This window comes from Azohydromonas sp., assembly GCF_035325925.1.
GTDB lineage: Bacteria > Pseudomonadota > Gammaproteobacteria > Burkholderiales > Burkholderiaceae_C > Calidifontimicrobium.
The window spans coordinates 15,625-41,639 of record NZ_DAOKZA010000019.1 but is presented as its reverse complement, the minus strand read 5'-3'; the positions used below and the strand labels follow the sequence as shown (position 1 = coordinate 41,639).

29 protein-coding genes and 1 tRNA gene are annotated in these 26,015 nt (G+C 72.4%); 17 read left to right on the top strand and 13 right to left on the bottom strand.

Annotated features, from left to right (window positions below; genetic code table 11):
- Window positions 1-9 precede the first annotated feature (9 nt).
- Together PKC53_RS09230 and PKC53_RS09225 are read right to left on the bottom strand one after the other, a co-directional pair.
- Window positions 10-783, bottom strand: coding sequence for a hypothetical protein (locus PKC53_RS09230; RefSeq protein ID WP_324428182.1), 774 nt, complete (start codon window positions 781-783; stop codon window positions 10-12).
- Between the two features lie 30 nt (window positions 784-813).
- Complete coding sequence (locus tag PKC53_RS09225) at window positions 814-1,509, bottom strand: TetR/AcrR family transcriptional regulator (RefSeq protein ID WP_324428181.1); 696 nt, start codon at window positions 1,507-1,509, stop codon at window positions 814-816.
- Window positions 1,510-1,605: 96 nt separating this feature from the next.
- Here PKC53_RS09225 and PKC53_RS09220 point away from each other — a divergent pair, with 96 nt between their 5' ends.
- Both PKC53_RS09220 and PKC53_RS09215 read left to right on the top strand, forming a co-directional pair.
- The gene (locus tag PKC53_RS09220) at window positions 1,606-2,517 is read left to right on the top strand and encodes an ABC transporter ATP-binding protein (protein WP_324428180.1); all 912 of its coding nucleotides are present in this window, start codon (window positions 1,606-1,608) and stop codon (window positions 2,515-2,517) included.
- On the top strand, window positions 2,514-3,284 hold the full coding sequence (locus PKC53_RS09215) for an ABC transporter permease (protein WP_324428179.1): 771 nt from the start codon (window positions 2,514-2,516) through the stop codon (window positions 3,282-3,284). Before PKC53_RS09220 ends, PKC53_RS09215 begins: the two co-directional genes overlap by 4 nt.
- A 45-nt stretch (window positions 3,285-3,329) precedes the next feature.
- Here PKC53_RS09215 and PKC53_RS09210 read toward each other — a convergent pair whose 3' ends face one another.
- Window positions 3,330-5,258, bottom strand: a complete 1,929-nt coding sequence (locus tag PKC53_RS09210) for a M48 family metalloprotease (protein ID WP_324428178.1) — start codon at window positions 5,256-5,258, stop codon at window positions 3,330-3,332.
- 33 nt (window positions 5,259-5,291) lie between these two features.
- Window positions 5,292-5,882, bottom strand: coding sequence for a LemA family protein (locus PKC53_RS09205; RefSeq protein WP_324428177.1), 591 nt, complete (start codon window positions 5,880-5,882; stop codon window positions 5,292-5,294).
- Window positions 5,883-5,960: 78 nt separating this feature from the next.
- Here PKC53_RS09205 and PKC53_RS09200 point away from each other — a divergent pair, with 78 nt between their 5' ends.
- From PKC53_RS09200 to PKC53_RS09145, 12 genes are all read left to right on the top strand, one after another.
- A complete protein-coding gene (locus PKC53_RS09200) occupies window positions 5,961-6,242 on the top strand; it encodes a BolA family protein (RefSeq protein ID WP_324428176.1) in 282 nt (93 codons plus the stop codon).
- Window positions 6,243-6,330: 88 nt separating this feature from the next.
- Window positions 6,331-7,602 (top strand): UDP-N-acetylglucosamine 1-carboxyvinyltransferase, encoded by a 1,272-nt coding sequence (gene murA, locus PKC53_RS09195; protein WP_324428175.1) that lies wholly within the window; start codon window positions 6,331-6,333, stop codon window positions 7,600-7,602.
- The gene (gene hisG, locus PKC53_RS09190) at window positions 7,599-8,246 is read left to right on the top strand and encodes an ATP phosphoribosyltransferase (protein WP_324428174.1); all 648 of its coding nucleotides are present in this window, start codon (window positions 7,599-7,601) and stop codon (window positions 8,244-8,246) included. The genes murA and hisG overlap by 4 nt, the downstream gene beginning before the upstream one ends.
- The gene (gene hisD, locus PKC53_RS09185; RefSeq protein WP_324428173.1) at window positions 8,243-9,556 is read left to right on the top strand and encodes a histidinol dehydrogenase; all 1,314 of its coding nucleotides are present in this window, start codon (window positions 8,243-8,245) and stop codon (window positions 9,554-9,556) included. Before hisG ends, hisD begins: the two co-directional genes overlap by 4 nt.
- Window positions 9,557-9,563: 7 nt before the next feature.
- Window positions 9,564-10,658 (top strand): histidinol-phosphate transaminase, encoded by a 1,095-nt coding sequence (gene hisC, locus PKC53_RS09180; RefSeq protein ID WP_324428172.1) that lies wholly within the window; start codon window positions 9,564-9,566, stop codon window positions 10,656-10,658.
- 2 nt (window positions 10,659-10,660) lie between these two features.
- Window positions 10,661-11,257, top strand: a complete 597-nt coding sequence (gene hisB / locus PKC53_RS09175; RefSeq protein ID WP_324428171.1) for an imidazoleglycerol-phosphate dehydratase HisB — start codon at window positions 10,661-10,663, stop codon at window positions 11,255-11,257.
- A gap of 3 nt (window positions 11,258-11,260) precedes the next feature.
- On the top strand, window positions 11,261-11,908 hold the full coding sequence (hisH, locus tag PKC53_RS09170; protein WP_324428170.1) for an imidazole glycerol phosphate synthase subunit HisH: 648 nt from the start codon (window positions 11,261-11,263) through the stop codon (window positions 11,906-11,908).
- A gap of 66 nt (window positions 11,909-11,974) precedes the next feature.
- Complete coding sequence (hisA, locus tag PKC53_RS09165) at window positions 11,975-12,721, top strand: 1-(5-phosphoribosyl)-5-[(5-phosphoribosylamino)methylideneamino]imidazole-4-carboxamide isomerase (protein WP_324428169.1); 747 nt, start codon at window positions 11,975-11,977, stop codon at window positions 12,719-12,721.
- Window positions 12,721-13,500 carry an imidazole glycerol phosphate synthase subunit HisF gene (hisF, locus tag PKC53_RS09160; RefSeq protein ID WP_324428168.1) on the top strand — a complete coding sequence of 260 codons (780 nt, stop codon included), beginning with the start codon at window positions 12,721-12,723 and terminating at the stop codon, window positions 13,498-13,500. The genes hisA and hisF overlap by 1 nt, the downstream gene beginning before the upstream one ends.
- Window positions 13,497-14,096 carry a 16S rRNA (guanine(966)-N(2))-methyltransferase RsmD gene (gene rsmD / locus PKC53_RS09155; RefSeq protein ID WP_324428167.1) on the top strand — a complete coding sequence of 200 codons (600 nt, stop codon included), beginning with the start codon at window positions 13,497-13,499 and terminating at the stop codon, window positions 14,094-14,096. The genes hisF and rsmD overlap by 4 nt, the downstream gene beginning before the upstream one ends.
- Window positions 14,093-14,593 (top strand): pantetheine-phosphate adenylyltransferase, encoded by a 501-nt coding sequence (gene coaD, locus PKC53_RS09150; protein ID WP_324428166.1) that lies wholly within the window; start codon window positions 14,093-14,095, stop codon window positions 14,591-14,593. Before rsmD ends, coaD begins: the two co-directional genes overlap by 4 nt.
- Before the next feature lie 28 nt (window positions 14,594-14,621).
- Entirely contained in the window at window positions 14,622-14,888 is a 267-nt protein-coding gene (locus PKC53_RS09145; RefSeq protein WP_324428165.1) for a YfhL family 4Fe-4S dicluster ferredoxin, read from the top strand.
- A 24-nt stretch (window positions 14,889-14,912) separates the two neighbouring features.
- Here PKC53_RS09145 and PKC53_RS09140 read toward each other — a convergent pair whose 3' ends face one another.
- The 8 genes from PKC53_RS09140 to PKC53_RS09105 form a co-directional block, all read right to left on the bottom strand.
- A complete protein-coding gene (locus tag PKC53_RS09140; RefSeq protein ID WP_324428164.1) occupies window positions 14,913-15,266 on the bottom strand; it encodes a hypothetical protein in 354 nt (117 codons plus the stop codon).
- The gene (pth, locus tag PKC53_RS09135) at window positions 15,263-15,889 is read right to left on the bottom strand and encodes an aminoacyl-tRNA hydrolase (protein ID WP_324428163.1); all 627 of its coding nucleotides are present in this window, start codon (window positions 15,887-15,889) and stop codon (window positions 15,263-15,265) included. The genes PKC53_RS09140 and pth overlap by 4 nt, the downstream gene beginning before the upstream one ends.
- A 189-nt stretch (window positions 15,890-16,078) precedes the next feature.
- The gene (locus PKC53_RS09130) at window positions 16,079-16,729 is read right to left on the bottom strand and encodes a 50S ribosomal protein L25/general stress protein Ctc (RefSeq protein ID WP_324428162.1); all 651 of its coding nucleotides are present in this window, start codon (window positions 16,727-16,729) and stop codon (window positions 16,079-16,081) included.
- Window positions 16,730-16,858: 129 nt separating this feature from the next.
- Window positions 16,859-17,821: a ribose-phosphate pyrophosphokinase gene (locus PKC53_RS09125; protein ID WP_324428161.1), complete on the bottom strand. Its 963-nt coding sequence runs from the start codon at window positions 17,819-17,821 to the stop codon at window positions 16,859-16,861.
- Window positions 17,822-17,893: 72 nt separating this feature from the next.
- Window positions 17,894-17,970: transfer RNA gene (locus tag PKC53_RS09120), tRNA-Gln, on the bottom strand.
- Between the two features lie 38 nt (window positions 17,971-18,008).
- Window positions 18,009-18,896 (bottom strand): 4-(cytidine 5'-diphospho)-2-C-methyl-D-erythritol kinase, encoded by an 888-nt coding sequence (ispE, locus tag PKC53_RS09115; RefSeq protein ID WP_324428160.1) that lies wholly within the window; start codon window positions 18,894-18,896, stop codon window positions 18,009-18,011.
- A gap of 9 nt (window positions 18,897-18,905) precedes the next feature.
- Window positions 18,906-19,427, bottom strand: coding sequence for a lipoprotein insertase outer membrane protein LolB (locus tag PKC53_RS09110; protein ID WP_324428159.1), 522 nt, complete (start codon window positions 19,425-19,427; stop codon window positions 18,906-18,908).
- On the bottom strand, window positions 19,424-21,205 hold the full coding sequence (locus tag PKC53_RS09105; RefSeq protein WP_324428158.1) for a tetratricopeptide repeat protein: 1,782 nt from the start codon (window positions 21,203-21,205) through the stop codon (window positions 19,424-19,426). The genes PKC53_RS09110 and PKC53_RS09105 overlap by 4 nt, the downstream gene beginning before the upstream one ends.
- A 147-nt stretch (window positions 21,206-21,352) precedes the next feature.
- Here PKC53_RS09105 and mutM point away from each other — a divergent pair, with 147 nt between their 5' ends.
- The 3 genes from mutM (at window position 21,353) to mutY (ending at window position 25,358) form a co-directional block, all read left to right on the top strand.
- The gene (gene mutM / locus PKC53_RS09100) at window positions 21,353-22,189 is read left to right on the top strand and encodes a bifunctional DNA-formamidopyrimidine glycosylase/DNA-(apurinic or apyrimidinic site) lyase (protein WP_324428157.1); all 837 of its coding nucleotides are present in this window, start codon (window positions 21,353-21,355) and stop codon (window positions 22,187-22,189) included.
- A 113-nt stretch (window positions 22,190-22,302) separates the two neighbouring features.
- The gene (locus PKC53_RS09095; protein WP_324428156.1) at window positions 22,303-24,312 is read left to right on the top strand and encodes a dynamin family protein; all 2,010 of its coding nucleotides are present in this window, start codon (window positions 22,303-22,305) and stop codon (window positions 24,310-24,312) included.
- Entirely contained in the window at window positions 24,309-25,358 is a 1,050-nt protein-coding gene (gene mutY / locus PKC53_RS09090) for an A/G-specific adenine glycosylase (protein ID WP_324428155.1), read from the top strand. Before PKC53_RS09095 ends, mutY begins: the two co-directional genes overlap by 4 nt.
- A gap of 21 nt (window positions 25,359-25,379) precedes the next feature.
- Here mutY and PKC53_RS09085 read toward each other — a convergent pair whose 3' ends face one another.
- Window positions 25,380-26,006 (bottom strand): LON peptidase substrate-binding domain-containing protein, encoded by a 627-nt coding sequence (locus PKC53_RS09085; RefSeq protein ID WP_324428154.1) that lies wholly within the window; start codon window positions 26,004-26,006, stop codon window positions 25,380-25,382.
- Window positions 26,007-26,015: the final 9 nt, after the last annotated feature.

Below are 26,015 nucleotides of genomic sequence, written 5' to 3'. Positions count from 1 at the left end.
CCGGGGGCATCAGTCCTCGAGCTCGGCCTTGGCCATCTCGACGTCGAGGCGCTCCATCGCGTCCATCGGCTTGCACGCCGCTGCGTCGGCGTACAGCTTCTCGGCCTCCTTCATGCGCTTGTCGCCCTCGAGCATGACCAGGCCGTTGGCGTACTCGACCATCGCGATCGCGCTGGTCGGGTTCAGGCGCAGCGCCTCCTTGTACATCCTCAGCCCGGTGGCGGCGTCGGCGCCCTGCGTCTTGCCGAGCAGCTTGCCGACCTTGTCGATGACCTCGGCGTGGAACGCGCCGAGCGCGATGTGCGCGTCGGCGTGTTTCGGCGCGAGCTTGATCGTGGTCTCCAGCGCGGCCTTGACCTTGCCGCCCAGCCCCTGGGCCAGCGCCTTGGTCACGCTGATGCCCTGGCTGTAGCGGCCCGTCGCGTACGCGTACCAGTACCAGGCGTTGGGGTTCTGCGGCCGGGCCGCCTGCTGCGCCTCGGCGCGCTCGGCGACCTGCTGGAACATCGCGAGCCTGGCCTTCTCGCTCTTCTCGAGGTAGTTGGCGTGGATCGCCTGCGCCTTGTTGGCCACCGTGATGCCGTCGCCACCGGCCTTCAGCCCGGCGTCGAAGGCCTTCTGGAACTCGCCGGCGTGGAACAGCGCCCACGCCGCCTGCACCGCCTCGTCCCTGGGCCAGGGTTCGACATCGCCGGCGTGCAGGCGGGCCCAGTGCTTCTTCAGCGCCGCCGCGTCGTGGCGGTAGGCGGCGCTGTCGTAGGGAAAGGCGGTCCACTTGGCCATCGTCGTCTCCTCGCTCGGGCGGTGTGTCGTTCAGGGCTTGCGGTACGGGCTGGCGAGCGCGTGCAGGTGGTCGCGCTCGGCGGCGTCGAGGTACGGCATCAGCAGGCTGAGCACGTGGTACGCGCCGCGTGCCAGCGCCGCGCCGGCGCTCTCGGGCTCGAGCGCGTGGCGCGGGTCGCGCACGTATTCGTAGCTCAGCCAGTAGGTCAGCACGACGACCATCGCGGTGGACACCGGCTCGGCCTCGCGCGCGGTGATGCGCACCGCGCCGCCGCGGCCCAGGCCGTCGAGCACCGCGCGCACCGCGCGCGCCTTGTTCTTCAGCACGAACTGGAACTGCGTCTCCAGGCGGCGGTTCTTGCTGAGCAGGTCGTTGAGATCGCGGTACAGGAAGCGGTACTGCCAGATCAGCTCGAACAGCATGTGGAAGAACAGCCACGCGTCCTCGACGTGGCGCACGTCGTCGGCGGCGTGCAGCAGTTCGCCCAGCGCCTTCTCGTAGCGCCCGAACAGCGCGTTGATCAGCTCGTCCTTGGCCGGGTAGTGGTAGTACAGGTTGCCGGGGCTGATGTTCAGCTCGGCCGAGATCAGCGTGGTGCTGACGTTGGGTTCGCCGAAGCGGTTGAACAGGTCGAGCGTGACCTCGAGGATGCGCTCGGCGGTGCGCCGCGGCGCCTTCGGCGTGCGGGACGGTCTCGGCGCGCTCGGCGCCCGGGTCGACGGCATGGTGCGGCGATTCTGGCCGATGTGCACGCGGCTTCGCAGCAGGTGCAACCCGGTGGCGATGCCCGCGCGCTTCGACGCCCCTAGAATCGCGCCCCCATGCCCGCCGTCCGCTTCGAGCACGTCAGCAAGGTCTACCGCAGTGCGCGCGGGCCGCTGAAGGCGCTCGACGACGTGAGCTTCGACATCGGGCGCGGCGAGTTCTTCGGCCTGCTCGGGCCCAACGGCGCGGGCAAGACGACGCTGATCTCGATCCTCGCCGGACTGGCGCGCGCCAGCGGAGGGCGCGTCACGGTGATGGGCCACGACGTGGTTGCCGACTACGCCGCGGCGCGTCACGCTCTGGGCATCGTGCCGCAGGAACTGGTGTTCGATCCGTTCTTCAGCGTGCGCGAGACGCTGCGCATCCAGAGCGGCTACTTCGGCGTGCGCGGCAACGACGCGTGGATCGGCGAACTGCTCGAGGGCCTGGGCCTGTCCGACAAGGCCGACGCGAACATGCGCCAGCTCTCGGGTGGCATGAAGCGCCGCGTGCTGGTGGCGCAGGCGCTGGTGCACCGCCCGCCGGTGATCGTGCTCGACGAGCCGACCGCCGGCGTCGACGTCGAGCTGCGGCAGACGCTGTGGCAGTTCGTCGCGCGGCTCAACAAGGCCGGCCACACGGTGCTGCTGACCACGCACTACCTCGAGGAGGCCGAGGCGCTGTGCGGGCGCATCGCGATGCTCAAGCTCGGCCGCGTGGTCGCGCTGGACCGTACCTCGGCGCTGCTGGCTGGCACCGCGAGCACGATGCTGCGCTTCAAGACCGACGACGCGCTGCCGCCCGAAGTGGCCGCGCACGCTCGCGTGACCGGGCGCATCGCGCAGATCAGCGCGCACGACGCGGCCGAGGTCGAGGCCATCCTGGCGCGCCTGCGCGGCGCCGGCGTGCGCGTCGAGGACCTCGAGATCGGCCGCGCCGATCTCGAGGACGTGTTCATCGAGATCATGCAATCGGCGCAGCACGCATGACGACGATCCGGCTGGCGGGCGCGCGCACGCTGTTCTACAAGGAGGTGCTGCGTTTCTGGAAGGTCGCGTTCCAGACCGTCGGCGCACCGGTGCTCACCTCGGTGCTGTACCTGCTGATCTTCGGCCACGTCCTGGAGGGGCGCGTCGAGGTGTTTCCCGGCGTGGGCTACACCAGCTTCCTGATCCCCGGGCTGATCATGATGAGCGTGCTGCAGAACGCGTTCGCCAACAGCAGCAGCTCGCTGATCCAGAGCAAGATCACCGGCAACCTGGTGTTCCTGCTGGTCACGCCGCTGTCGCACTGGGCCTGGTACGTGGCCTACGTCGGCGCGTCGATGGTGCGCGGTCTCACCGTCGGACTGGGCGTGTTCGCGATCACCCTGTGGTTCGCGCCGATCCGCTTCGAGCAGCCGCTGTGGATCGTCGTCTTCGCCGCGCTCGGCGCCGCACTGATGGGCTCGCTGGGCCTGATTGCCGGGCTGTGGGCCGAGAAGTTCGACCAGATGGCGGCGTTCCAGAACTTCATCGTGATGCCGCTGACCATGCTCAGCGGGGTGTTCTATTCGGTGCAAGGCCTGCCGCCGTTCTGGCTCGAGGTCAGCCACCTGAACCCGTTCTTCTACCTGGTCGACGGCTTCCGCGCCGGCTTCTTCGGCGTCAGCGACGTGTCGCCGTGGACCAGCCTCGCGGTGGTCGGTGTCGCGTTCGCCGCGGTCGCGGCGCTGACGCTGCGCCTGCTGGCCGGCGGCTACAAGCTGCGTCACTGAGCACCCACGCGGCCGGGCTGCGCCCGGGCCCGTCCCCCGCGGGGATCAAGTCGTCTTGGGGCGGCCCGGCGACGCCTTGGTGGGCAGGGGTTCGACGCGCCGCGCCGGCGCCGATCCGTCGTCGAGGGCGGCGAAGCCGGCGGGCAGGCGTGCCACCAGCGCCGGCGGCATCGGCACCTCGAGCAACGCCGCCGCGGCGATCAGCGCCGCGGCAGCGTCGTCCGACGCGGCCAGCGCCGGCTCGTCGGCCCAGGCCTGCACCCAGGCACGCACCGGCAGCGGCCGTTGCAGCGCGGGCAGCCGCTGCAGGCGCAGCAGCGCACGCCAGGCCCGGCGGCGGGTGGGCGGCGCGACGCGCCGGTCGAGCAGGCGCAGCGCCGACTTGGCGTGGCGCGCCCAGCGCGCGGCGTGCCGGCTGTCGAGGCCGAGCACGTCGGCCAGCACGTCGGTGGCGATCGCGATGTCGTCGGCGCAGGCCGCCAGCGTCGCGCGGTCACCCGCGCCGCGGAACGCCAGCACACGCGCGCGCAGGCGGTGGCGCAGCAGCGCCCAGCGCAGCGCGACCGCGGGCGTCGTCGCGGCGTCGCGCGCCTCGTCGAGCAGCGCGCGCCGCCGCGCGCCCGGCCAGCCGGCGGCACGGCGCGCCAGCGCGTCGAACGCCGCGAGGCGCGCGTCCGGCGCCAGCGCCGCGAGGTCGGCCTGCATCGCGGCGGCCGACGCCGGCGGCATCGCGTGCCAGGCCGACGCCGGCGGCGCCGCGCCGCCCGGGCGCAGCAGCGTCAGCAGCGCCGCGCGCAGCTCGCCTGGGCCGCGCCAGCGCCCGATGCGCGCCAGCGCCTCGGCTTCGCGCGCGCGCCGCTGCTCGGCGGCGGTGGCCAGCTGCGGGCGCTGCACGGGGTCGTGGCGCGCCGCCTCGGGCGGTGCGGCGTCGTGCCCGGCGGCCGTCGTCACGCCGGTCCCGCAGGCCAGGCCGGTCATCGGCAGCGGCGGGTCGTCGGACGGCGGTGGCAGCACGTCGGCGCTCAGCCCGGGCATCGGGCGTCCGTACAGGCGGCGGATGCGCTCCGACAGCGGTGGGTGCGTCGTCCACCCAGCCCACTGCGGGTGCGCGACCAGGAACAGGTGCGCCAGCGCGCCGGTGCGCGCCGACAGGCGGTCGGCGTGCGTGCGTTGCTGGTCGGCGATCTTGCGCAGCGCGCCGCCGAGCCCGGCGACCTGGCGCGCGTACTTCACCGCCGACGCGTCTGCGAGGTACTCGCGCTGGCGCGACACCGCGGCCTGCAGCAGCCGCCCGGCGGCCCAGCCGAGCGCGCCGACCGCCATCAGCGCCAGACCGAACAGCACGCCGAGGTGGCGCCGGCCGTGCTGGTCGGCTTCGGTGAGCCGGCGTCCGAGGTCGAACAGCAGCCGCAACCCCCAGACCATGCCGATCAGCCGCATGTTGAGCGTCGTGTCGCCGTGCACCAGGTGACTCAGCTCGTGCGCGACCACGCCCTGCAGCTCGGCGCGGTCGAGCCGCTCGAGCGCGCCGCGCGTGACCGCGACGACCGCATCGTCGGCGCTCCAGCCGGCGGCGAAGGCGTTGATCGCATCCTCGCGCGGCAGCACCCAGGCCGCGGGCGGCCGGGTGTTCGCGGCGATCGACATCTCGGCGACGACGTGGGCCAGCCTTCGTTCGAGCGGATCGTGCCGGCCCGCCTCGCGCGCGCCCGCGAGCCGCGCGACGTGGGCACCGCCCTCGCGCAGGCGCAGCGATTCGACCGCGCAGCCGCCGAGCACGTACAGCAGCACCAGCGCGGTGTTGGTGGCGAAGAACCAGTCGGGATAGCCTTGGGTCCAGGGCGCGGTCAGCCGGTACGCCAGCATCAGCGTCAGGTTCACCGCGACGACCAGCGCGAGCACCACCAGCGCGAATAGCGCGACGAGCTGCCGCGTGCTCGCCTGCGCGGCCTCCTGGTGGCGACGGAAACGCATCGCCTGCGTAAGGGGCGTCGAAGGCGCGGCGGGTCAGAACTGCACGCGCACCGCGCGGCGTTCCTCGTCGCTGGCGGTGGCGTCGAGCATCGCCGCGGGTCGAAAGCCCGTGAGCTGCGCGACGACCAGCGACGGGAAGTGCTGCGCCGCGTTGTTGTGGTCGAGCACCGCGTCGTTGAACGCCTGGCGCGCGAACGCGACACGGTTCTCGGTGTGCGTGAGCTCCTCGGCGAGCTCGCGCATCGTGCGGTCGGCCTTCAGCTCGGGGTAGGCCTCGACGACGGCCATCAGTCGCGCCAGCGCCCCACCGAGTACGCCGTCGGCGGCGGCCAGCGCGGCGATGCGATCGCCGTCGGCCGGCGCCTGCTGCGCGCGGTCGGCGGCCGCGCGCGCGGTGTTGCGCGCCCGGGTCACGGCCTCGAGCGTGTCGCGCTCGTGCTGCAGGTACTTGCGCGCGACCTCGACCAGGTTGGGCACCAGGTCGTAGCGGCGCTTGAGCTGCACGTCGATCTGCGCGAACGCGTTGCCGATCTCGTTGCGCAGCCGCACCAGCCGGTTGTAGACCCACACCGCCCAGGCCACGATGGCGGCGACCATTACCAGGCCGAGGGTGGCGGAATCCATGGGGCCTCCGGGGGGTATTGGGGTGATCTGCGGCGCCAGCGGCCGGCTCGGGGGTCAGCCCGTAGAATCGAGTGCATCATGGCCGAACCGACCGCTTCCGACGTCCGCGCGTATCTTGCCGCCGGACTGCCTTGCGAGCACCTCGAAGTCGAGGGCGACGGGCGCCACTTTTTCGCGACCATCGTCTCCGCCGCGTTCGAGGGCCGCTCGCGCGTGGCGCGGCACCAGCAGGTCTACGCGGCGCTGGGCGATAGAATGCGTGAACAGATTCACGCGCTGTCGATGAAGACGTTGACGCCGGCCGAATGGGCCGAACAAGACCGCCCGGCGCCCCCCGGCGCACCCCCCTGCCACCACTGAAGCTCGCCGCGCGGCGTGCGCGGCGGGCGACGCACGGCGCCGCGTCCGCGAGTCCGTGCCGAGGCCGCCGCCGCGCTGCCACCGGCCCATGGACAAACTGCTGATCCGCGGCGGCCGCCGCCTCGAAGGCGAGATCCGCATCTCGGGCGCGAAGAATGCCGCGCTGCCCGACCTCTGCGCCGCGCTGCTGAGCGCCGAGCCGCTGACGCTGGACAACGTGCCGCGGCTGCAGGACGTCGCAACCATGCTCAGGCTGTTGACGCACATGGGCGTGCGCGTGACCCGCGACGATGCCAGCCGCGAGCGGGTGACGCTCGACGCCGGGCACATCGCCGCACCCGAGGCGCCTTACGACCTGGTGAAGACGATGCGTGCGTCGGTGCTGGTGCTCGGGCCCCTGCTGGCGCGCTGCGGCACCGCGCGCGTGTCGCTGCCGGGTGGCTGCGCGATCGGCTCGCGCCCGGTCGACCAGCACATCAAGGGGCTGCAGGCGATGGGCGCCGAGATCGCCGTCGAGCACGGCTACATCGTCGCCAGGGCGCCGGCGGGCGGGCTGCGTGGCGCGCGCATCGCCACCGACATGGTCACCGTGACCGGCACCGAGAACCTGCTGATGGCCGCCGCGCTGGCCCGCGGCGAGACGGTGCTCGAGAACGCGGCGCAGGAGCCGGAGGTGGTCGACCTCGCCGAGTTGCTGATCGCGATGGGGGCGGTCATCGACGGGCACGGCGGCAGCCGCATCCGCGTGCAGGGTGTAGACGCGCTGCACGCCCCGCGTGCGCCGCACCCGATCATCCCCGACCGCATCGAGACCGGCACCTTCCTGTGTGCAGTCGGCGCCGCCGGCGGGCACGCGCGGCTGCACGGCGCACGTGCCGACCACCTGGACGCGGTGATCGACAAGCTGCGCGACGCCGGCGTCACGGTCGAGGCGGGCGATGGGTTCATCGACGTGCGCATGGCGTCGCGCCCCAGGCCGGTGAGCTTCCGCACCAGCGAGTACCCGGCGTTCCCGACCGACATGCAGGCGCAGATGATGGTGCTCGACTGCATCGCCGACGGCACGTCGCGCGTCACCGAGACGATCTTCGAGAACCGCTTCATGCACGTCAACGAACTGGCGCGTCTGGGCGCGAGGATCGAGGTCGACGGGCACACGGCCGTCGTGCACGGCGTCGAACGGCTGTCGGGCGCGACGGTGATGGCGACCGACCTGCGCGCGTCGGCGAGCCTGGTGATCGCCGCCCTGGTGGCCGACGGCGAAACCGTCGTCGACCGCATCTACCACCTCGACCGCGGCTACGACCGCATGGAAGTCAAGCTGCGCGCGCTGGGCGCCGAGATCGAGAGAGTGCGATGACGATCACCCTCGCGCTGTCCAAGGGCCGCATCTTCGACGAGACGCTGCCGATGCTCGCGCGCGCGGGCATCGAGGTGCTCGAGGATCCGGAGCGCTCGCGCAAGCTGATCCTGCCGACCAGCCGCGCCGACCTGCGCGTCGTGCTGGTGCGCGCCTCCGACGTGCCGACCTACGTGCAGTACGGCGGCGCCGACCTCGGCGTCGCCGGCAAGGACGTTCTGCTCGAGCACGACGGCACCGGGCTGTACCAGCCGCTGGACCTGAGGATCGCGCGCTGCCGCATGAGCGTGGCGGTGCGCGACGACTACGACTACGCCGGCGCGGTGCGGCAGGGCTCGCGCATCCGCGTGGCCACCAAGTACACGCAGACGGCGCGCCAGCACTTCGCCGACAAGGGCGTGCACGTCGACCTGATCAAGCTGTACGGCTCGATGGAACTGGCGCCGCTGACCGGCCTGGCCGACGCGATCGTCGACCTGGTGTCCACCGGCAGCACGCTGAAGGCGAACCACTTGGTCGAGGTCGAGCGCATCATGGACATCTCGTCGCGGCTGGTCGTCAACCAGGCCGCGCTCAAGCTCAAGCGCGAGCCGCTGCGCGCGCTGATCGACGCCTTCGCCGCTGCCGTCGCCGAGAAGCCATGACCGTCGCCGTGCGCCGCCTGACCACCGCCGCGTTCGAGTTCGAGCAGGACTTCCAGCGCATGCTGCACTGGTCGGCCGAGACCGATCACGAGATCGAGACGCGTGTCGCCCAGATCGTGGCCGACGTGCGCGCACGCGGCGACGCCGCGGTGCTGGAGTACACGGCGCGCCTCGACGGGGTCGAGAGGGCGTCGGCGGCGGCGCTCGAGATCACGCGCGACGAGTTGCGGGCAGCGCTGGCCGCGATCACGCCGGCACAGCGCACGGCGCTGGAGGCGGCTGCCGCGCGCGTTCGCGACTACCACGATCGCCAGCGTCACGCCTGCTGCCGCAGCTGGAGCTACCGCGACGCCGACGGCACGCTGCTCGGGCAGAAGGTCACGCCGCTGGACCGCGTGGGCATCTACGTGCCGGGCGGAAAGGCGGCGTACCCGTCGAGCGTGCTGATGAACGCGATTCCGGCGCAGGTGGCCGGCGTCGGCGAGATCGTGATGGTGGTGCCCACGCCGTGCGGCGAGAGAAATCCGCTGGTCCTCGCTGCCGCCGCGGTGGCCGGCGTGCACCGTGCGTTCACGATCGGCGGCGCGCAGGCGGTGGCCGCGCTCGCCTACGGCACGGCCACGGTGCCGCGCGTCGACAAGATCACCGGGCCGGGCAACGCCTACGTGGCCAGCGCGAAGAAGCACGTCTTCGGCCAGGTCGGCATCGACATGATCGCCGGCCCGAGCGAGATCCTGGTACTGGCCGACGGCACGACGCCGCCCGACTGGGTCGCGATGGACCTGTTCAGCCAGGCCGAGCACGACGAACTCGCGCAGAGCATCCTGCTCAGCCCCGACGGCGCCTACATCGATCGCGTGCAGCAGGCGATCGAGCGGCTGCTGCCGACGATGCCGCGCCGCGACATCATCCGCGCCTCGCTCGAAGGCCGCGGCGCGCTGATCCACACGCGCTCGATGGAGGAGGCGTGCGAGATCAGCAACCGCATCGCCCCCGAGCACCTCGAGGTGTCGAGCGCCGACCCGCACCGCTGGGAGCCGCTGCTGCGGCACGCCGGCGCGATCTTCCTCGGCGCGTTCACCAGCGAGAGCCTGGGCGACTACTGCGCCGGGCCGAACCACGTGCTGCCCACGTCGGGCACCGCGCGGTTCTCGTCGCCGTTGGGCGTCTACGACTTCGTCAAGCGTTCGAGCCTGATCGAGGTCAGCGACGCCGGCGCGATGGCACTCGGCCCGATCGCCGGCGAACTGGCCGACGGCGAAGGGCTGCCGGCGCACGCCGAGGCGGCGCGCATGAGGTTGCGCGGATGAGGCTGCGATGAGCGCGACGCCGACGCTCGCCGAGCGCATCGCGTGCACGATCCGCCAGGACGTGCAGAGCATGCACGCCTACGCGATCCAGCCCAGCGCCGGGCTCGTGAAACTCGACGCGATGGAGAACCCGTTTCGCCTGCCGCCCGAGCTGCAGCGCGAACTCGGCGAGCGGCTGGCCCGCGTGGCGATCAACCGCTACCCGGCGCAGTGCGTGGCCGACGTGATCGAGGCGCTGGCGCGCTTTGTCGAGTTGCCCGCAGGCTGCCAGCTGATGCTGGGCAACGGGTCCGACGAGCTGATCGCGCTGCTCGCGCTCGCCTGCGACGTGCCCGGCGCGACGATCCTCGCGCCGGTGCCCGGCTTCGTGATGTACGAGATGTCGGCGAAGCTGCAGGGCCTGCGCTTCGTCGGCGTCCCACTCGCGAGCGACTTCGAGCTCGACGAGGCGGCGATGCTCGCCGCGATCGAGCGCCACCGCCCGGCGATCACCTACCTCGCGTACCCGAACAACCCCACCGCGAACCTGTGGGACGACGCCGTGATCGACCGCGTCGTCGGCGCGGTCGCGCAGCAGCACGGCCTGGTGGTGTTCGACGAGGCGTACCAGCCGTTCGCGTCGCGCACCTGGATGCAGCGCATGGCGGCGCACGAGCACGTGCTCGTGATGCGCACGCTGTCCAAGTTCGGGCTGGCGGGCGTGCGCCTCGGCTACATGGCCGGTGCCGCGGCGCTCGTCGAGCAGATCGACAAGGTGCGCCCGCCGTACAACGTCAGCGTGCTCAACGCGGAGGCGACGCTGTTCGCGCTCGAGCACGCCGACGAGTACGCGCGCCAGGCCGCGCTGCTGCGCGCCGAGCGCGAGCGGCTGCAGCGCGCGCTGCGCGACATGGGCGGCGTGCGCGCCTACCCGAGCGAGGCGAACATGATCCTGGTGCGCGTGAGCGACGCCGCACGCGCCTTCGCCGGCATGAAGCAGCGTGGCGTGCTGGTGAAAGACGTGTCGGCGCTGCACCCGCTGCTGGCGAACTGCCTGCGCCTGACGGTGGGCACGCCCGACGAGAACACGCTGATGCTCGACGCCCTGAAAGCGAGTCTGTGACGATGACCGACCACCGCATCGCCGAAGTCCGGCGCGACACCCGGGAGACGCAGGTCCGCGTGCGGGTCGACCTCGACGGCACCGGCGCGTCGAAGCTCGCCACCGGCATCGGCTTCTTCGACCACATGCTCGACCAGGTCGCGCGCCACGGGCTGATCGACCTCGAGGTCGAGGCGCAGGGCGACCTGCACATCGACGGTCACCACACGGTCGAGGACGTGGGCATCACGCTCGGCATGGCAGTGGCGAAGGCCGTGGGCGACAAGAAGGGCCTGGTGCGCTACGGCCACGCCTACGTGCCGCTCGACGAGGCGCTGTCGCGCGTCGTGATCGACTTCTCGGGCCGCCCGGGGCTGCACCTGCACGTGCCGTTCACGAGCGGCATGGTCGGCGGCTTCGACACGCAGCTCACCTACGAGTTCTTCCAGGGCTTCGCCAACCACGCGCTGGTGACGCTGCACGTCGACAACCTCAAGGGCGTCAACGCGCACCACCAGTGCGAGACCGTGTTCAAGGCCTTCGGCCGCGCGCTGCGCATGGCCGCGGCGATCGATCCGCGCGCCGCGGGCGTCGTGCCGTCGACGAAAGGCACGCTGTAGGCCATGACGAGAACGGTGGCCGTCGTCGACTACGGCATGGGCAACCTGCGCTCGGTGTCGCAGGCGGTCGCGCACGTGGCGCGCGATGCCGACGTCAGGGTCATCGTCACGGCCAACCCCGAGGAGGTCTACGCCGCCGAGCGTGTCGTGCTGCCGGGGCAGGGGGCGATGCGCGACTGCCTGCGCGAACTGCACGACTCGGGGTTGAAGGACGCCGTGCTGCACGCCGCCGCGCACAAGCCGCTGATGGGCGTGTGCGTGGGCATGCAGATGCTGCTCGACCACAGCGAGGAGCAGGACACGCCGGGGCTGGGCCTGATCGGCGGGCGCGTCAAGCGCTTCCGGCCGGAAGGGCAGTTGCAGCCCGACGGCAGCCGCTACAAGGTGCCGCAGATGGGCTGGAACCGCGTGTTCCAGACGCGTGCGCACCCGCTGTGGGCGGGCGTGCCCGACGGCGCGTGGTTCTATTTCGTGCACAGCTACTACGCGCAACCGTCCGACGCGCGCCACACCGCCGGCGAAACCGAGTACGGCGTGCGCTTTACCTGTGCCTTGGCACGGGATAACATTTTCGCGACGCAGTTCCATCCCGAGAAGAGCGCCGCCCACGGCCTGGCCCTGTACCGCAACTTCCTGCACTGGAAGCCCTGACCACCCTGCTGCGGTCCGCCACGCGCTCCTCGCGCCCCGTTTGTCCACCCCCGCTCTGAGCGAGCCATGCTGCTGATCCCGGCCATCGACCTCAAAGACGGCAAGTGCGTGCGCCTGCAACAGGGCGACATGAACGTCTCGACGATGTTCGGCGACGACCCGGCGGCGATGGCGCGCCGCTGGCTCGACGCCGGCGCACGCCGCCTGCACCTGGTCGACCTCAACGGCGCCTTCGCCGGCAAGCCCGTCAACGAACCGGCGATCAGGGCCATCCTCAGGGAAGTCGGCGACGAGATCCCGGTGCAGCTCGGAGGCGGCATCCGCGACCTCGACACGATCGAGCGCTACCTCGACGACGGGTTGAGCTACGTCATCATCGGCACCGCGGCGGTGAAGAACCCCGGCTTCCTGCGCGACGCCTGCACCGCGTTCGGCGGCCACATCATCGTCGGGCTCGACGCGAAGGACGGCAAGGTCGCCACCGACGGGTGGAGCAAGCTCACCGGCCACGAGGTGATCGACCTGGCGAAGAAGTTCGAGGACTACGGCGTCGAGGCCGTGATCTACACGGACATCGGCCGCGACGGCATGCTCACCGGCATCAACATCGACGCGACCGTCAAGCTCGCGCAGGCACTGACGATCCCCGTGATCGCCTCGGGTGGCCTCTCCGACCTCGCCGACGTCGAGCGCCTGTGCGCCGTCGAGGACGAAGGCATCGAGGGCGTGATCTGCGGGCGCAGCATCTACACCGGTGCGCTCGACTTCGCCGCCGCGCAATCGCGGGCGGACGAACTGAACGGCGCCCCCTGATGCTGGCCAAGCGCATCATCCCCTGCCTCGACGTCACCGGCGGGCGCGTCGTCAAGGGCGTCAACTTCGTCGAGCTGCGCGACGCCGGCGACCCGGTCGAGATCGCTGCGCGCTACAACGAGCAGGGTGCCGACGAGCTGACCTTCCTCGACATCACCGCCACCAGCGACGGGCGCGACCTCATCCTGCACATCGTCGAGGCGGTGGCCTCGCAGGTGTTCATCCCGCTGACGGTGGGCGGTGGCGTGCGCAGCGTCGACGACGTGCGCCGGTTGCTCAATGCCGGCGCCGACAAGGTCAGCTTCAACTCGGCGGCGGTCGCCAACCCGCAGGTGATCCGCGACGCGTCGGACAGGTACGGCGCGCAGTGCATCGTGGTGGCCATCGACGCCAAGCACCGGCACGGCGAAGACCTGGCCGCGCGTGGCCCGGGCTGGGACGTCTACACCCACGGCGGGCGCAAGAACACCGGGCTCGACGCGGTAGCATGGGCCTCGCGGATGGCCGAGCACGGTGCCGGCGAGATCCTGCTCACGAGCATGGACCGCGACGGCACCAAGAGCGGCTTCGACCTCGAGCTCACGCGCGCCGTGGCCGACGCGGTGCCGGTGCCGGTGATCGCCTCGGGCGGCGTCGGCGCGCTCGAGCACCTGTCGGAAGGCATCCGCATCGGCGGCGCCGACGCGGTGCTCGCGGCGAGCATCTTCCACTACGGCGAGTTCACGGTCGCCCAGGCGAAGGCGCGGCTCGCGCGCGACGGCATCCCGGTGCGGCTGTGACCCGCCCGCGCGGCGCGCCACCGCGCGAGGTGCGACTGATCGGCGGCCGTTTCAAGCGCAGCAAGCTGCCGGTGGCCGACCGGCCCGGACTACGGCCCACACCCGACCGCGTGCGCGAGACGCTGTTCAACTGGCTGGGGCAGGACCTGTCGGGCTGGCGCGTGCTCGACGCCTTCGCCGGCAGCGGCGCGCTGGGCTTCGAGGCGGCGTCGCGAGGTGCCGCCGAGGCGGTGCTGGTCGAACGCGACGCCGCGCTGATCGACAGCCTGCGCCGCAGCGCGCAGCGGCTCGGGGCCGCCCAGGTGCAGGTCGTCGCGGCCGACGCGCTGACGTGGATGGCACGCTGCGGGCCCGCCCGCTTCGACCTGGTGTTCATCGACCCGCCGTTCGACGCGGGTCTCTCCGCGCCCGCGCTGGCGGCGGCAGGGCCGCTGCTGCGCGCGGGCGGCGTCGTCTACCTGGAGGCATCGCAGGCGTTCGTGCCGGCACCCGGATGGGTGCTGCGCCGCCACGCACGCGCCGGCGCGGTGCATGCCCATCTGCTGCAACCCGCGAGCTACACTGACCCGGACCCCGACCGCAGGAGCGCGCCGTGACCTCGACGACCCGCCTGACCGCCGTCTATCCTGGCACGTTCGACCCGATGACGCTCGGCCACGAGGACCTGATGCGGCGCGCCAGTCGGCTGTTCGAGCGACTGATCGTCGCCGTCGCCGCCGGGCACCACAAGCGCACGATGTTCACGATCGCCGAGCGGCTCGAGATCGCGAAGGAGGCGGCCAAGCCGTACCCCAACATCGAGGTGATCCCTTTTCGCGGGCTGCTGCGCGACTTCGTGGTCGACAACGGGGGCAAGGTGGTCGTGCGCGGGCTGCGTGCGGTCAGCGACTTCGAGTACGAGTTCCAGATGGCCGGCATGAACCGCCAGCTGATGCCGCACGTCGAGACGCTGTTCCTCACGCCGAGCGACCAGTTCCAGTTCGTCAGCGGCACCTTCGTGCGCGAGATTGCCACCCTCGGCGGTGATGTCTCCAAGTTCGTGTCACCCTTCGTGCTCGAACGGCTGAACGGGCGCGTGGCGTCGTCGGCCTGAACCCGCGAGACCCGGAGGACCTGGCGCCATGGCGCTGATGATCACCGACGAGTGCATCAACTGCGACGTCTGCGAGCCCGAGTGCCCGAACCAGGCGATCTCGATGGGCGACGAGTTCTACCGCATCGACCCCGACCGCTGCACCGAGTGCGTCGGCCATTTCGACGAGCCGCAGTGCGTACAGCTGTGTCCGGTCGCGTGCATCCCGGTCGACCCGGCTCGCGTCGAGTCGAAGGACACGCTGTGGGCGAAATTCCGCCGCTTGCAGGCGGAGGCCGCCGCATCGGCTGGCTGACGCTGCGGCGCCGCTCGGTCGCGGTCAGCCGGCCTTGGGTGCCTTGCCGCGCCGCGATGTGCGCCGCGGCTCGTCGTCGTCGCGAGGGCGCGGCGCCGTGTGCAGGCCTGCGGCGCGCCTGAGCACGTACGCCTCGGCCTCGCGCGAGCGGCGCTCCTGCGTCAGGCGTGCCGCGAGCGCGGCCTCACGCCGGGCCACGTCGAGCGCCGCGCTCGCTGCAGCGCTGTCGGTGCGCGCGTCGACCACCAGGGCTCGGCCGTCGGTGCACGGGGCCTGCGAGAACACGCGACCGTCGCCGCAGCGATAGATCGTCGATTGCGCGGCGGCGTCCAGCGCCATCAGCAGCGCGCAACCCAGCAGCGCGTGACGGGTGTTCACGGCGTCGCGGCCGCCGGCGGGGCGGCGTCGGGGCGCGGCAGCTTCGGCCGCGCCGGCTTGGCGTGCAGTGTCATCGTCGCGCGCTCCATGTCGCCGGCCAGCAGCAGGTCCAGCGCGTCGAGCGTGCGCGCGATGCACTGCTCGATCGCTTCACGCTGCTCGGGCGCGGGCTTCTTCAGCACGTAGTGCACGACCTCGGACTTGACGCCCGGGTGCCCGATGCCCAGTCGCAGTCGCCAGAAGTCGGCACTGCCGAGCTGCGCGACGATGTCCCTCAATCCGTTGTGCCCGGCGTGCCCGCCGCCGAGCTTGAGCTTGACCTGGCCCGGCATCAGGTCGAGTTCGTCGTGCGCGACGAGGATCTCCTGCGGCGCGATCTTGTAGAAGCGAGCGAGCGAGGCCACCGAGCGGCCAGACAGGTTCATGTACGTCTGCGGCTCGAGCAACCACAGCGGGCCGCCCGCGCGGTTCACCCGCGCGAGCATTGCCTGGTGGCCGCGCTCGGGGGCCAGCGTCGCACCGAGCTTGCGTGCCACCGCGCCGACCCACCAGAAACCGGCGTTGTGGCGGGTGGGTTCGTAGTCGGGGCCCGGGTTGCCCAGGCCGACGAGGAGTCGGATCATGCGATCGATTATCCGGGCGCGAACGGCAACAAGAAGCCCCACCGAAGCGGGGCCCGGGAACGGAAAGGGCCCCACCGAAGCGGGGCCCGGGAACGGAAAGGGCCCCACCGAAGCGGGGCCCGGGACCGGAAAGGGCCCCGCCAGAGCGGGGCCCAAGGGGGGACAGACGCTGTGGTGCCGCGTCTGCGATCACTTCTTGTTCTGCTTCTCGTCCTTCTTGCCCTTGGCCGGCTTGCCCTTCTCGGCCTTGGCCACCACAGGCGCCGGCGCGGCCTCTTCCTCTTCCTTGGGCACCGTCACGGCGACGATCACCGGGTTGAGCGTGCCGCGGCGCACGTACTTGATGCCGGTCGGCAGCTTGAGGTCGCTGGCGTGCAGCGACTGGCCCTTGACCAGCTGCGACAGGTCGATCGTGATGAATTCGGGCAGCTGCGAGGCCAGGCACTCGACCTCGAGCTCGGTGGCGACGTGGCTGACCAGGCACTTGTCGGTCTTCACCGCCGGCGAGTTCTCCTCGCCGCTGAAGTGCAGCGGCACCTTCTTGCGCAGGCGCGTCGTCTCGTCGACGCGCTGGAAGTCGACGTGCAGCACGATCGGCTTGAAGGCGTGCATCTGGAAGTCGCGCAGCAGGACCTTCTCGGTTTTGCCGCCGAGTTCCATGTCGAGCAGCGACGAGTGGAACGCCTCCTTCTTCAGCGCGAAGAACAGCGCGTTGTGGTCGAGCTCGATCATCCTCGGCTCGCCGGCGCCGTAGACGATGCCCGGCACCTTGCCCGCGTTGCGCAGGCGGCGGCTCGCTCCGGTCCCCTGCAGCGAACGCTCGAAAGCGGTGAACTTCATGGTCACTCCAAGTTGAAAACGGCCCCGCGACCAGGGCCCGGACTGGCGGGCCGTCGGGCCCACCGCTTCGAGGGTGACCGAGGCGGCCACCCATCGACGGAAAGGGCTCCGAAAGAGCCCGCTCTCCCATCAAAAATTACTGTTCTGCTCCGCAAACAGCGACGTCACCGACTCGCCGTCGCTGATGCGGCGGATCGTCTCGGCGAACAGGAACGCCACCGACAGCTGGCGGATCTTCGGGCAGGTCTTGGCCGCGTCGCCGAGCGGCAGCGTGTTCGTGATCACGACCTCGTCGAGCGCCGACTTGCGGATGCGCTCGATCGCCGGCCCCGAGAACACCGCGTGCGTGCAGTACGCGTAGACACTGGCCGCGCCGCGCTCCTTGAGCACCTCGGCGGCCTTCACGAGCGTGCCGGCGGTGTCGATCATGTCGTCCATGATGACGCAGTTGCGTCGCTCGATCTCGCCGATGACGTGCATCACCTCGGCCACGTTGGCCCGCGGGCGGCGCTTGTCGATGATCGCCAGGTCGCAGCCGAGCTGCTTGGCCAGCGCCCGCGCGCGCACGACGCCGCCGACGTCGGGCGAGACGACGACCAGGTCCTTGTAGTTGCGGCTCTTCAGGTCCGACAGCAGCACCGGCGACGCGTAGATGTTGTCGACCGGGATGTCGAAGAAACCCTGGATCTGGTCAGCGTGCAGGTCCATCGTGAGCACGCGCTCGACGCCGACCACCTCGAGCATGTTGGCCACCACCTTGGCGCTGATCGGCACGCGCGTCGAGCGCGGGCGGCGGTCCTGGCGGGCGTAGCCGAAGTACGGGATCACCGCGGTGATGCGCCGCGCACTGGCGCGCTTGAGCGCGTCGGTCATGATGCACAGCTCCATCAGGTTCTCGTTGGTCGGAGAACCGGTGGGCTGGATCACGAACACGTCGCGCGCGCGCACGTTCTGCTGGATCTCGACGTCGACCTCGCCGTCCGAGAAGCGTCCGACCTTGGCGTGGCCGAGCTCGACGCCCAGGTGCGTCGCGATCTCCAGCGCCAGCGCCGGGTTGGCGTTGCCGGTGAACAGAACGGTGTTGAACAGCACGGGCGGCTCGACGGAGTCCTTGCGCCGGCCGCGCGGCGAGGCGGGCAGGACGGTGGTGGCTAGGAAAGGATGTGGCAGGGGAGGAAGGATTCGAACCCTCGAATGTCGGAATCAAAATCCGATGCCTTAACCAACTTGGCGACTCCCCTCCACGGGACCCGGCTCGCGCCGCGACCCTGAAACCTCCTCAGTCGGCCCAGCCCTCGAGCGGGTGCGTGGGCAGACTGCGACACCGGCGTCCCGTCCAGCCCGCCGGCAGCGTGTCGAGCACGTCGTCGGCGGCGCCTGTCGCCTCGGGCAGGGCGACGGTGTCGATTCTCGCAAACACGGCGCTGCCGGAGCCGGTCATGCGGCTGTGCCCGAAGCGCGCGGCGAGCCACTGCCCGGCCTCGCGAACCTCGGCGCACTGCGCCTCGGCCACCGGCTGCAGGTCGTTGCGACCGAACGGGCTCGCACCCCCTGCCGCCAAGCGTGCAAGAAAGCCCGAAAGTATAACAGGCTCGGTGTCGCGCACGAGCCGTTCGCTGGCGAACACCGCCGGCGTCGACACGGTGGCGGTCGGCTTGACGACGACGAAGCGCATCGGCGGCAGGTCAATCGGCGTCAGCCGTTCGCCGATGCCCTCGACGAACGCGGCGCGCCCGCCGACGAAGAAGGCGACATCGGCGCCCAGGCGCGGCGCGAGCGCCAGCAGCCGCTCGCGCGACCAGTGCAGCCCCCACAGCCGGTTGAGCGCGAGCAGCGTCGTCGCCGCATCCGAACTGCCGCCGCCGAGCCCGGCACCCCACGGCACGCGCTTGTCGACCGAGATGTCGGCGCCGAACGCGGTGCCGCTGTCGCGCTGCAGCAGCGCGGCGGCGCGCAGGCACAGGTCGTCGACGGGCAGCGGTGGGCCCAGGTCGTGTCGCCGCAGCCGCGCGTCGTCGCGGCGCTCGAAGTGCAGCGTGTCGGCCCAGTCGATCGGCACGAACACCGACTGCAGCAGGTGGTAGCCGTCGGCACGCCGGCCGACGACGTGCAGGAACAGGTTCAGCTTGGCCGGGGCCGGCACGTCGTAAAGGGCGCGCAGCGCCATCACGCGTGCTCAGCGGGCGTCGTCGAGGCGCACACGCAGTGTCACCGCCGGCGGCTGCGCGCGCTGCATCGTCACCCAGCCCTCGGCGTGACGGCTCAGGTCCACGCGCCAGCCCAACTGGTCGAACCCGGCGTCGGTGCGGGCGCTGTCGGCGCCGGGCCAAGGGCGCGCGCGCAGCCAATCGAACAGCGCGGGCAGCGGCAGCGGTTCGCCGAGCATCTGCTGCGTCAGCGCATCGAGGTCGGTGAAGCGCCGTGAGCCGTCGCTGGTGGTCAGTTCGGCGTCGCCGGGCCACCAGCGCGCCTGCGCGATCGTGCTGCCGATCGGCGTGCTCAACGCCAGCTCGCCCTGCTCAGCGCTGCCGCGCAGCTCGAAGGTCGCGCCCAGGTGCCGGGCCGGTTCGGCGGCGTGCGCCGCCACCTGCAGCGCCAGTCGGCCGCTGAGCGCGGGCGCCTCGACCGCGGGCGGCGCGGCGCAGCCGGCGAGCGCCAGCGCGCACAGCGCCGCCAGGCGCGTGGCGGCGTGCGTCACAGGTCGACCCGCAGCCGCGCCAGCGTCTCGCGCAGCACGCTGTTGCCAGCGTCGCGGCGCTGCGCGTCGCGCCAGATGCGCCGCGCCTCGTCGCGTTCGCCCTTGACCCACAGCACCTCGCCGAGGTGGGCCGCGATCTCGGTGTCCGGCCGCGTCGCGTAGGCCTCGCGCAGTAGGCGCACCGAGGCGTCGAGGTTGCCGACCCGGTACTCGAGCCAGCCGAGGCTGTCGGTGATGAACGGGTCGCCGGGCGCCAGCTCGAGCGCGCGCACGATCAGTGCACGCGCCTCGTCCAGGCGTAGCCTACGGTCGGCCAGCGAGTAGCCCAGTGCGTTGTGCGCGTGGTGGTGGTCGGGCTTGATCGCCATCACGCGGCGCAGCAGCCGCTCCATGTCGTCGAGGCGGTCCATCTTCTCGGCGAGCATCGCCTGCTCGTACAGCAGGTCGGTATCGTCGGCGAAGCGCTCGCCGACCGTGTCGAGCACCCGGTAGGCATCGTCCCAGCGCTCGACCTCGCGCAGCACCTGCGTCTCGGCCAGCAGCTTGGCGCGTGCGTCCTGCGTGTTGCGCTCGGGCACCGCGCGCACCAGCGCACGCGCCGCATCGACGTCGCCGCGGCGCGCCAGCAGCGTCGCGCGGCGCGTCTGCACCTGCAGCGCCTGCCCCGGGTCGTCGATGCGCGCGAGCCAGCGTTCGGCGGCATCGAGGTCGCCGCGCTGCTCGGCGGCCTGCGCGAGCAGCAGCCAGGCCTGTGTCAGCGAGCCCCGTGCGCCTGGCGACGCGTCGTCGTCGGCATCGCCCGACGCCGGCGGGGAATCGGCGGCGTCGCTGCGCTGCACCAGCTCGACGTGGCGCTGCAGCGCCTGCTCGGCGCCGGCGGTGTCGCGCAGTTCGAGCCGCAGCGCGCCGAGCGTCAGCCACGGCCCCGGCAGCTCGGGGCGCGTCTGCGTGACCTGCTCGAGCTGCGCGATCGCGTCGGGGTAGCGCTGCGCGCTGGTCAGCGCGCGTGCGTAGGCGGCGCGCACCTCGGGTTCGACCTGGGGCGAGCGCATCGCGTCGGCGAGCAGCGCGTCGGCATCGCGCGACTCTCCCATCATCTCGACGGCCAGCAGCAGCGGCGCGGGGGCGAGCGGGTCGTCGCGCGCGGCGTCGCGCAGCAGCGCCAGCGCGCGGTCGCGCTGCCCGGCGCTGCGCCACAGCCGCGCCAGCGCCACGCGCACGGCCGTGCGCGTGTCGCCGCGCTCGGCGTATGGCGCGAGCACCGGCTCGATCGTCGTCGCGATCAGCGACGGGTCGGTCTGGCGCTGGAACAGCCGCGGCAGCACGCCGATCATGCCCGCCCGGTCGGCGTCGCTGGCCTGTTCGAGCAGCGTGCGCAGCGGCTGCGCGATCTCGCCGCCTCGGTTCAGCGCCAGCAGCAGCTGGATCTCGAAGCGCGCCGCCTCGACCGACGCCGGCGCGACTTCGCGCCACGCGCGCGCCGCCGCCAGCGCCTGCTCACCGGCGCGCGCCTGCAGCGCGATCTCGACACTGCGCCGGAACAACGCCTCGTCGCGGGTGCGTCGCGCGGCGTCCAGGATCACTTGGTACGCATAGCCCACCTCGCCGCCGCGCAGCTCCAACTCGCCGATCAGCAGCTGATAGAACAGCGGCGCGTCGAGCGCCGAGCGCGGCGGCGCGGCCGGCTCGGTGGCGGTGGTCGCAGCGGCCAGCGTCGCCGCCGGTGTGCCGGGCGCGCTGGGATTGGCGGGGGTCTGCGCGCAGGCCGGCAGCGCCATCGCGACCGCCAGCCACCACGCCGGGGGTCCGCCGAGGCGACGCTGCCGGGCAGGTCGCAAGGCACGCGGGCCGCCAAGTCGCACCGTCGGGCCGCCAGTGGGCATCGTCAAACCTGTCGTCAAAAATTCATTCTAGATAATTGGTGGATGCCCGAGCTTCCGGAGGTCGAGGTCACGCGCCGCGGTATCGCCGAGCCGCTGCACGGCGCGCGCGTCGTCGCGCTGCACACCGGTGCGGCGCTGCGCTGGCCGCTGGGCGTCGATGCCGCGGCGTTGGTCGGGGCGACGGTCGGCGAGGTCCGGCGCCGCGGCAAGTACCTGTGGCTGCCGCTGGAGCGCGCCGCCGGCAGCGGGGTGGGCGGCGGCTTGCTGTTGCACCTGGGCATGTCAGGATCGCTGGCCTGGGTCGACACCGGTCTGGCCCGCGGTCGCCACGACCACTTCGACCTCGTCACCGATCGCGGCACGCTGCGCCTGACCGATCCGCGGCGCTTCGGCGCCGTGGTGTGGTCACCGTCGCCCGATGCCGGCATGGCCGGCAAGCTGCTCGCCGGCCTGGGCGCCGAGCCGTTCGACCCGGCGTTCGACGCCGCCGCGTTCCACGCCGCGCTGCGCGGGCGGCGCACGCCGATCAAGCAGGCGCTGCTGGCCGGCGACGTCGTCGTCGGCGCCGGCAACATCTACGCCTGCGAAGCGCTGTTCGACGCCGGCATCCACCCGCGCACGCCGTGCCGGCGCGTCGGGCCGGCACGCAGCGCGCGGCTGCTGGCGTCGCTGCGCCAAGTGCTCGGGCGTGCGCTGGCGCTGGGCGGATCGACGCTGCGCGACTTCCGCGATGCGCACGGCGCCGCCGGCGCGTTCCAGGCCGAGGCGCGCGTCTACGGACGCGAAGGCCAGCCTTGCCCGCGCTGCGGCGCGCCGATCCGGCGCATCGTGCAGGCGCAGCGCTCGACCTACCTGTGCCCCGCGTGCCAGCGCGGGTAGACGCGCATCGTCACGTCTTTCGCGCGTTTGTTGACACCTTCGCGCCGGGGCGCTGCGCTACAGTGGCACGGCCCCGTCGCGCCGCGGTGCCGCCGGCGGCATCCGCCTCCCGCATGCACAGCAGTTCGTTCGCCCGCCACCTCGACGCGTTCGCCGCTTGGCGGCTCGCGCTGGAGCGCCAGCTCGCCGAGTTGGTCCAGTCGCTGCGTGCGATGTCGCTGCTCGACCCCGAGGCGGCCGACACGCTCGACGCGCTGCGCCGCCGGCTCGGCGGCGACCGTGTCGTCGTTGCGTTCGTCGCCGAGTTCTCGCGCGGCAAGTCCGAGCTGATCAACGCCATCTTCTTTGCCGACAGCGGCCGGCGCATCCTGCCGGCCACGCCGGGGCGCACGACGATGTGCCCGGTGGAGATCGGCTGCCAGCGCGGCGAGCCGCCGCTGCTGGCGCTGCTGCCGATCGACACGCGCACGCTGCCGCAATCGCTCGACGAACTGCGCCGCCGCCCCGAGCTGTGGACGCGCATCCGCCTCGAGACCGACTCACCCGAGCGGCTGGCCGACTCGCTCGGCGAGGTCATGCGCACGAAGGCGGTGACCATCGACGAGGCGCGTGCGCTGGGGCTGTGGGACGACGAGCGCCCCGACGACAACCCGCCGCTGGTCGCCGAGGGACTGGTCGAGATTCCGAGCTGGCGCCACGCGGTGATCAACTACCCGCACCCGCTGCTCGAGCGCGGGCTGGTGGTGCTCGATACGCCGGGGCTGAACGCCATCGGCGCCGAGGCCGCGCTGACGCTCGGCCTGCTGCCGGCGGCGCACGCGGTGGTGTTCGTCGTCGGCGCCGACACCGGCGTCACGCGTTCGGACCTGGCCATCTGGCGCGACCAGCTCGGCGCGCAGACAATGCAGCGCTACGCGGTGCTCAACAAGATCGACGTGCTCGCCGACCCGCTGCTCACGCGCGAGCAGGTGGCCGCACAGATCGAACGCCAGCGCGAGACCACCGCCGCCGCGCTGGGGCTCGATCCGTCGCAGGTGTTCGCGCTGTCGGCGCGGCAGGCGCTGACGGCGCGTATCGACGGGCAGCGCCTGCCGTTGCTCGACAGCCGGCTGCCGGCCTTCGAGGAGGTGCTTGCCGAGGACCTGCTGCCGCGCCGGCGCGACGCGCTGCAGCGCGCGCTCGCCGAGGCGCTCGGGCCGCTCGAGCTGCGGCTAGTGCGCCAGCTCACCGACCAGCGCCGCCACGCCGCCGAGCACCTGCTCGAACTGCGCGGGCTGCGCGGCAAGAGCCAGGCCAAGGTGCAGCTGATGCTGCAGCGCGTCGGCGGCGAGGCGCAGGACTTCGAGCGATGCGTCGCGCGCCTGGGTGCGCTGCGCGCAGTGCACTCTCGCATGCTGCGCCACACGCTCGACGCGCTGTCGATCGACCGGCTGCGCGCCGACGTCGACCGCCTGCAGCACGACATCGGCGCGACGCTGCTGCGCCTGGGCGCGCGGCGGCTGTTCGGCGCGCTGTGCCAGCGCCTTCGCGAGCGGGTGGGGGTGGCCGCCAAGCGCAACCAGGAGACGCGCGAGATGCTGCAGGCCAGCTTCGCGCAGCTCAACGCCGACTTCGGCTTCGCGCTGTCGCTCGCCGAGCCGCCGTCGCTCGAGCGCACGCTGCGCGAGCTCGCCGACATCGAGCGCAACGTCGGCGGCTTCCTCGGGCTCGCGCACGCGCTGCGGCTGGCTGACCCACGCTACCTCGAGCAGTTCCGTCGCACGGTGTGGTCGCGCCTGCGCACGCCGTTCGACGCGGCGATCGGTGAACTCGAGCAGTGGAACCGCGCCGCGTCGGCGCAGGCCGAGGCGCAGCTGCGCGAGCGGCGCGAGGCCTTCGCGCGGCGGCGCGACGCGCTCGAGCGCATCCGCGCCGCCACCGGCGAGCTCGAGTCGCGCATCGCCGAGGTCGAGTCGCAGGACCAGACCCAGCGCGAGCAGCTGTCGCGGCTGCAGGCGCTGTTCGGCGCGCTGCGCGAGCACGCACAGCGCGCACCGGACCCCGACGCTGCGCTGCCGGCGTGGCGGCAGGAGCCGCCGACGCTGACGCTGGTCGCGCCGCGCACACGCGCCGGCGCGGCGTGAGCGAGCGCACCGGGATCGCCGCGCGCGTCGTCGCGTGGCAGCGCCACCACGGCCGCCACGACCTGCCGTGGCAGCGCACGCGCGACCCGTACCGCGTGTGGCTGTCGGAGGTCATGCTGCAGCAGACGCAGGTCACCACCGTCGTCGCGTACTACGAGCACTTCCTGGCGCGTTTTCCCGACGTCGCGTCGCTCGCGGAGGCGTCGCTCGACGACGTGCTCGCGTTGTGGAGCGGGCTCGGCTACTACGGCCGCGCGCGCAACTTGCACCGTTGCGCGCAGGCGGTGGTGCGCGAGCACGGCGGCGCGTTCCCGCGCGACAGTGCGACGCTGGCCACGCTGCCGGGCATCGGTCGGTCGACCGCGGCGGCGATCGCCGCGTTCTGCTTCGGCGAGCGCGCCGCGATCCTCGACGGCAACGTCAGGCGCGTGCTCGCGCGCGTGCTGGGCTTCGGCGAGGACCTCGCCCGCGCTGCCGCCGAACGCGCGCTGTGGCAGCGTGCGCACGAACTGCTGCCCGCGCGTCGTGTCGACGTCTACACGCAGGGGCTGATGGACCTCGGCGCGACCGTGTGCTCCGCGCGCGCGCCGCGCTGCGGCGCCTGCCCGCTGGCCGACATGTGCGTCGCGCGACGCCAAGGCGAGCCCGAGCGCTTCCCGGTGAAGTCGCGCCGGCTGCAGCGCGGCCGCCGCCGCCACGCGCTGCTGTGGCTGACGCAGGCAACGCGGGTGTGGCTGGCGCAGCGTCCGTCCACAGGCGTCTGGGCGTCGCTGTGGAGCCTGCCCGAGCACGCATCGGCCGACGCGCTCGAGCGCGTGGTCGCGGACTGGCCCGGGCTCGGGGGCTGGTGCGAGCCGGTCGTGCACACGCTGACGCACTTCGACTGGGAGTTGCGCCCGTGGCGCCACGAGCTGCCGGCGCGCCTGTCAGCGGCGCGGCGCGCGCAGGTCGAACGCTCGCTGGGCGCGGGCCGCTGGTTCGACCGCGACGAAGCGCTGGCGCTGGGCCTGCCGGCGCCGGTGCGTCGGTGGATCGAGGGCGACTGACGCGGGTCGGCCGCGTCGGGGTCAGCCGGCGACCACGCCGCGCTGGCGCAGGAACTCGTCGACCAGCTTGAGCCGCAGCAGCGGGTCGTCGAGCTGCATCAGCCGCTGCTTGGCGCCGAGCGGGATCGGCAGCAGCTCGCACCATCGGTTGGCCACCCAGCCCGCGTCGTCGAGCCGGTACGGCTCGGCGACCGGGCGCGCGCCCTGCGCGCCGAGCGCCTCGATCGCATTGCCCAGCGCCTGCGCGGTCGCGCGCATCGCCGCCGGCACCGCGGCCTCGGGCTCGTCGGCCAGCCAGCGCACCGTCGCGGTCCACAGGCCGTCGGCCTGCTGCCGCGCCGGGCCCGCCAGCGCGAAACGTCGTTGCGCCCGGCAGCGCACCTGCAGGATGCCGGGCTGCGTCGCGTCGACCTCGTCGATGCGCGCCTGCGTGCCGGCGTCTTCGAAGCGCACCGCGTCGCCGGCGCTGCGCACCTCGCCACCCTCGCGCAGGCAGACCACGCCGAAGCCTGAGCCGTCGCGCAGGCAGCGGCTGACGAGGTCCAGGTAGCGCGCCTCGAACACCTTCAGGTGCAGCAGCCCGCCCGGGAACAGCACCATGCGCAGCGGGAACAGCGCGAGCTCGAAGGTGCCGGCGTCGTCGTTCATCGCCGCGCC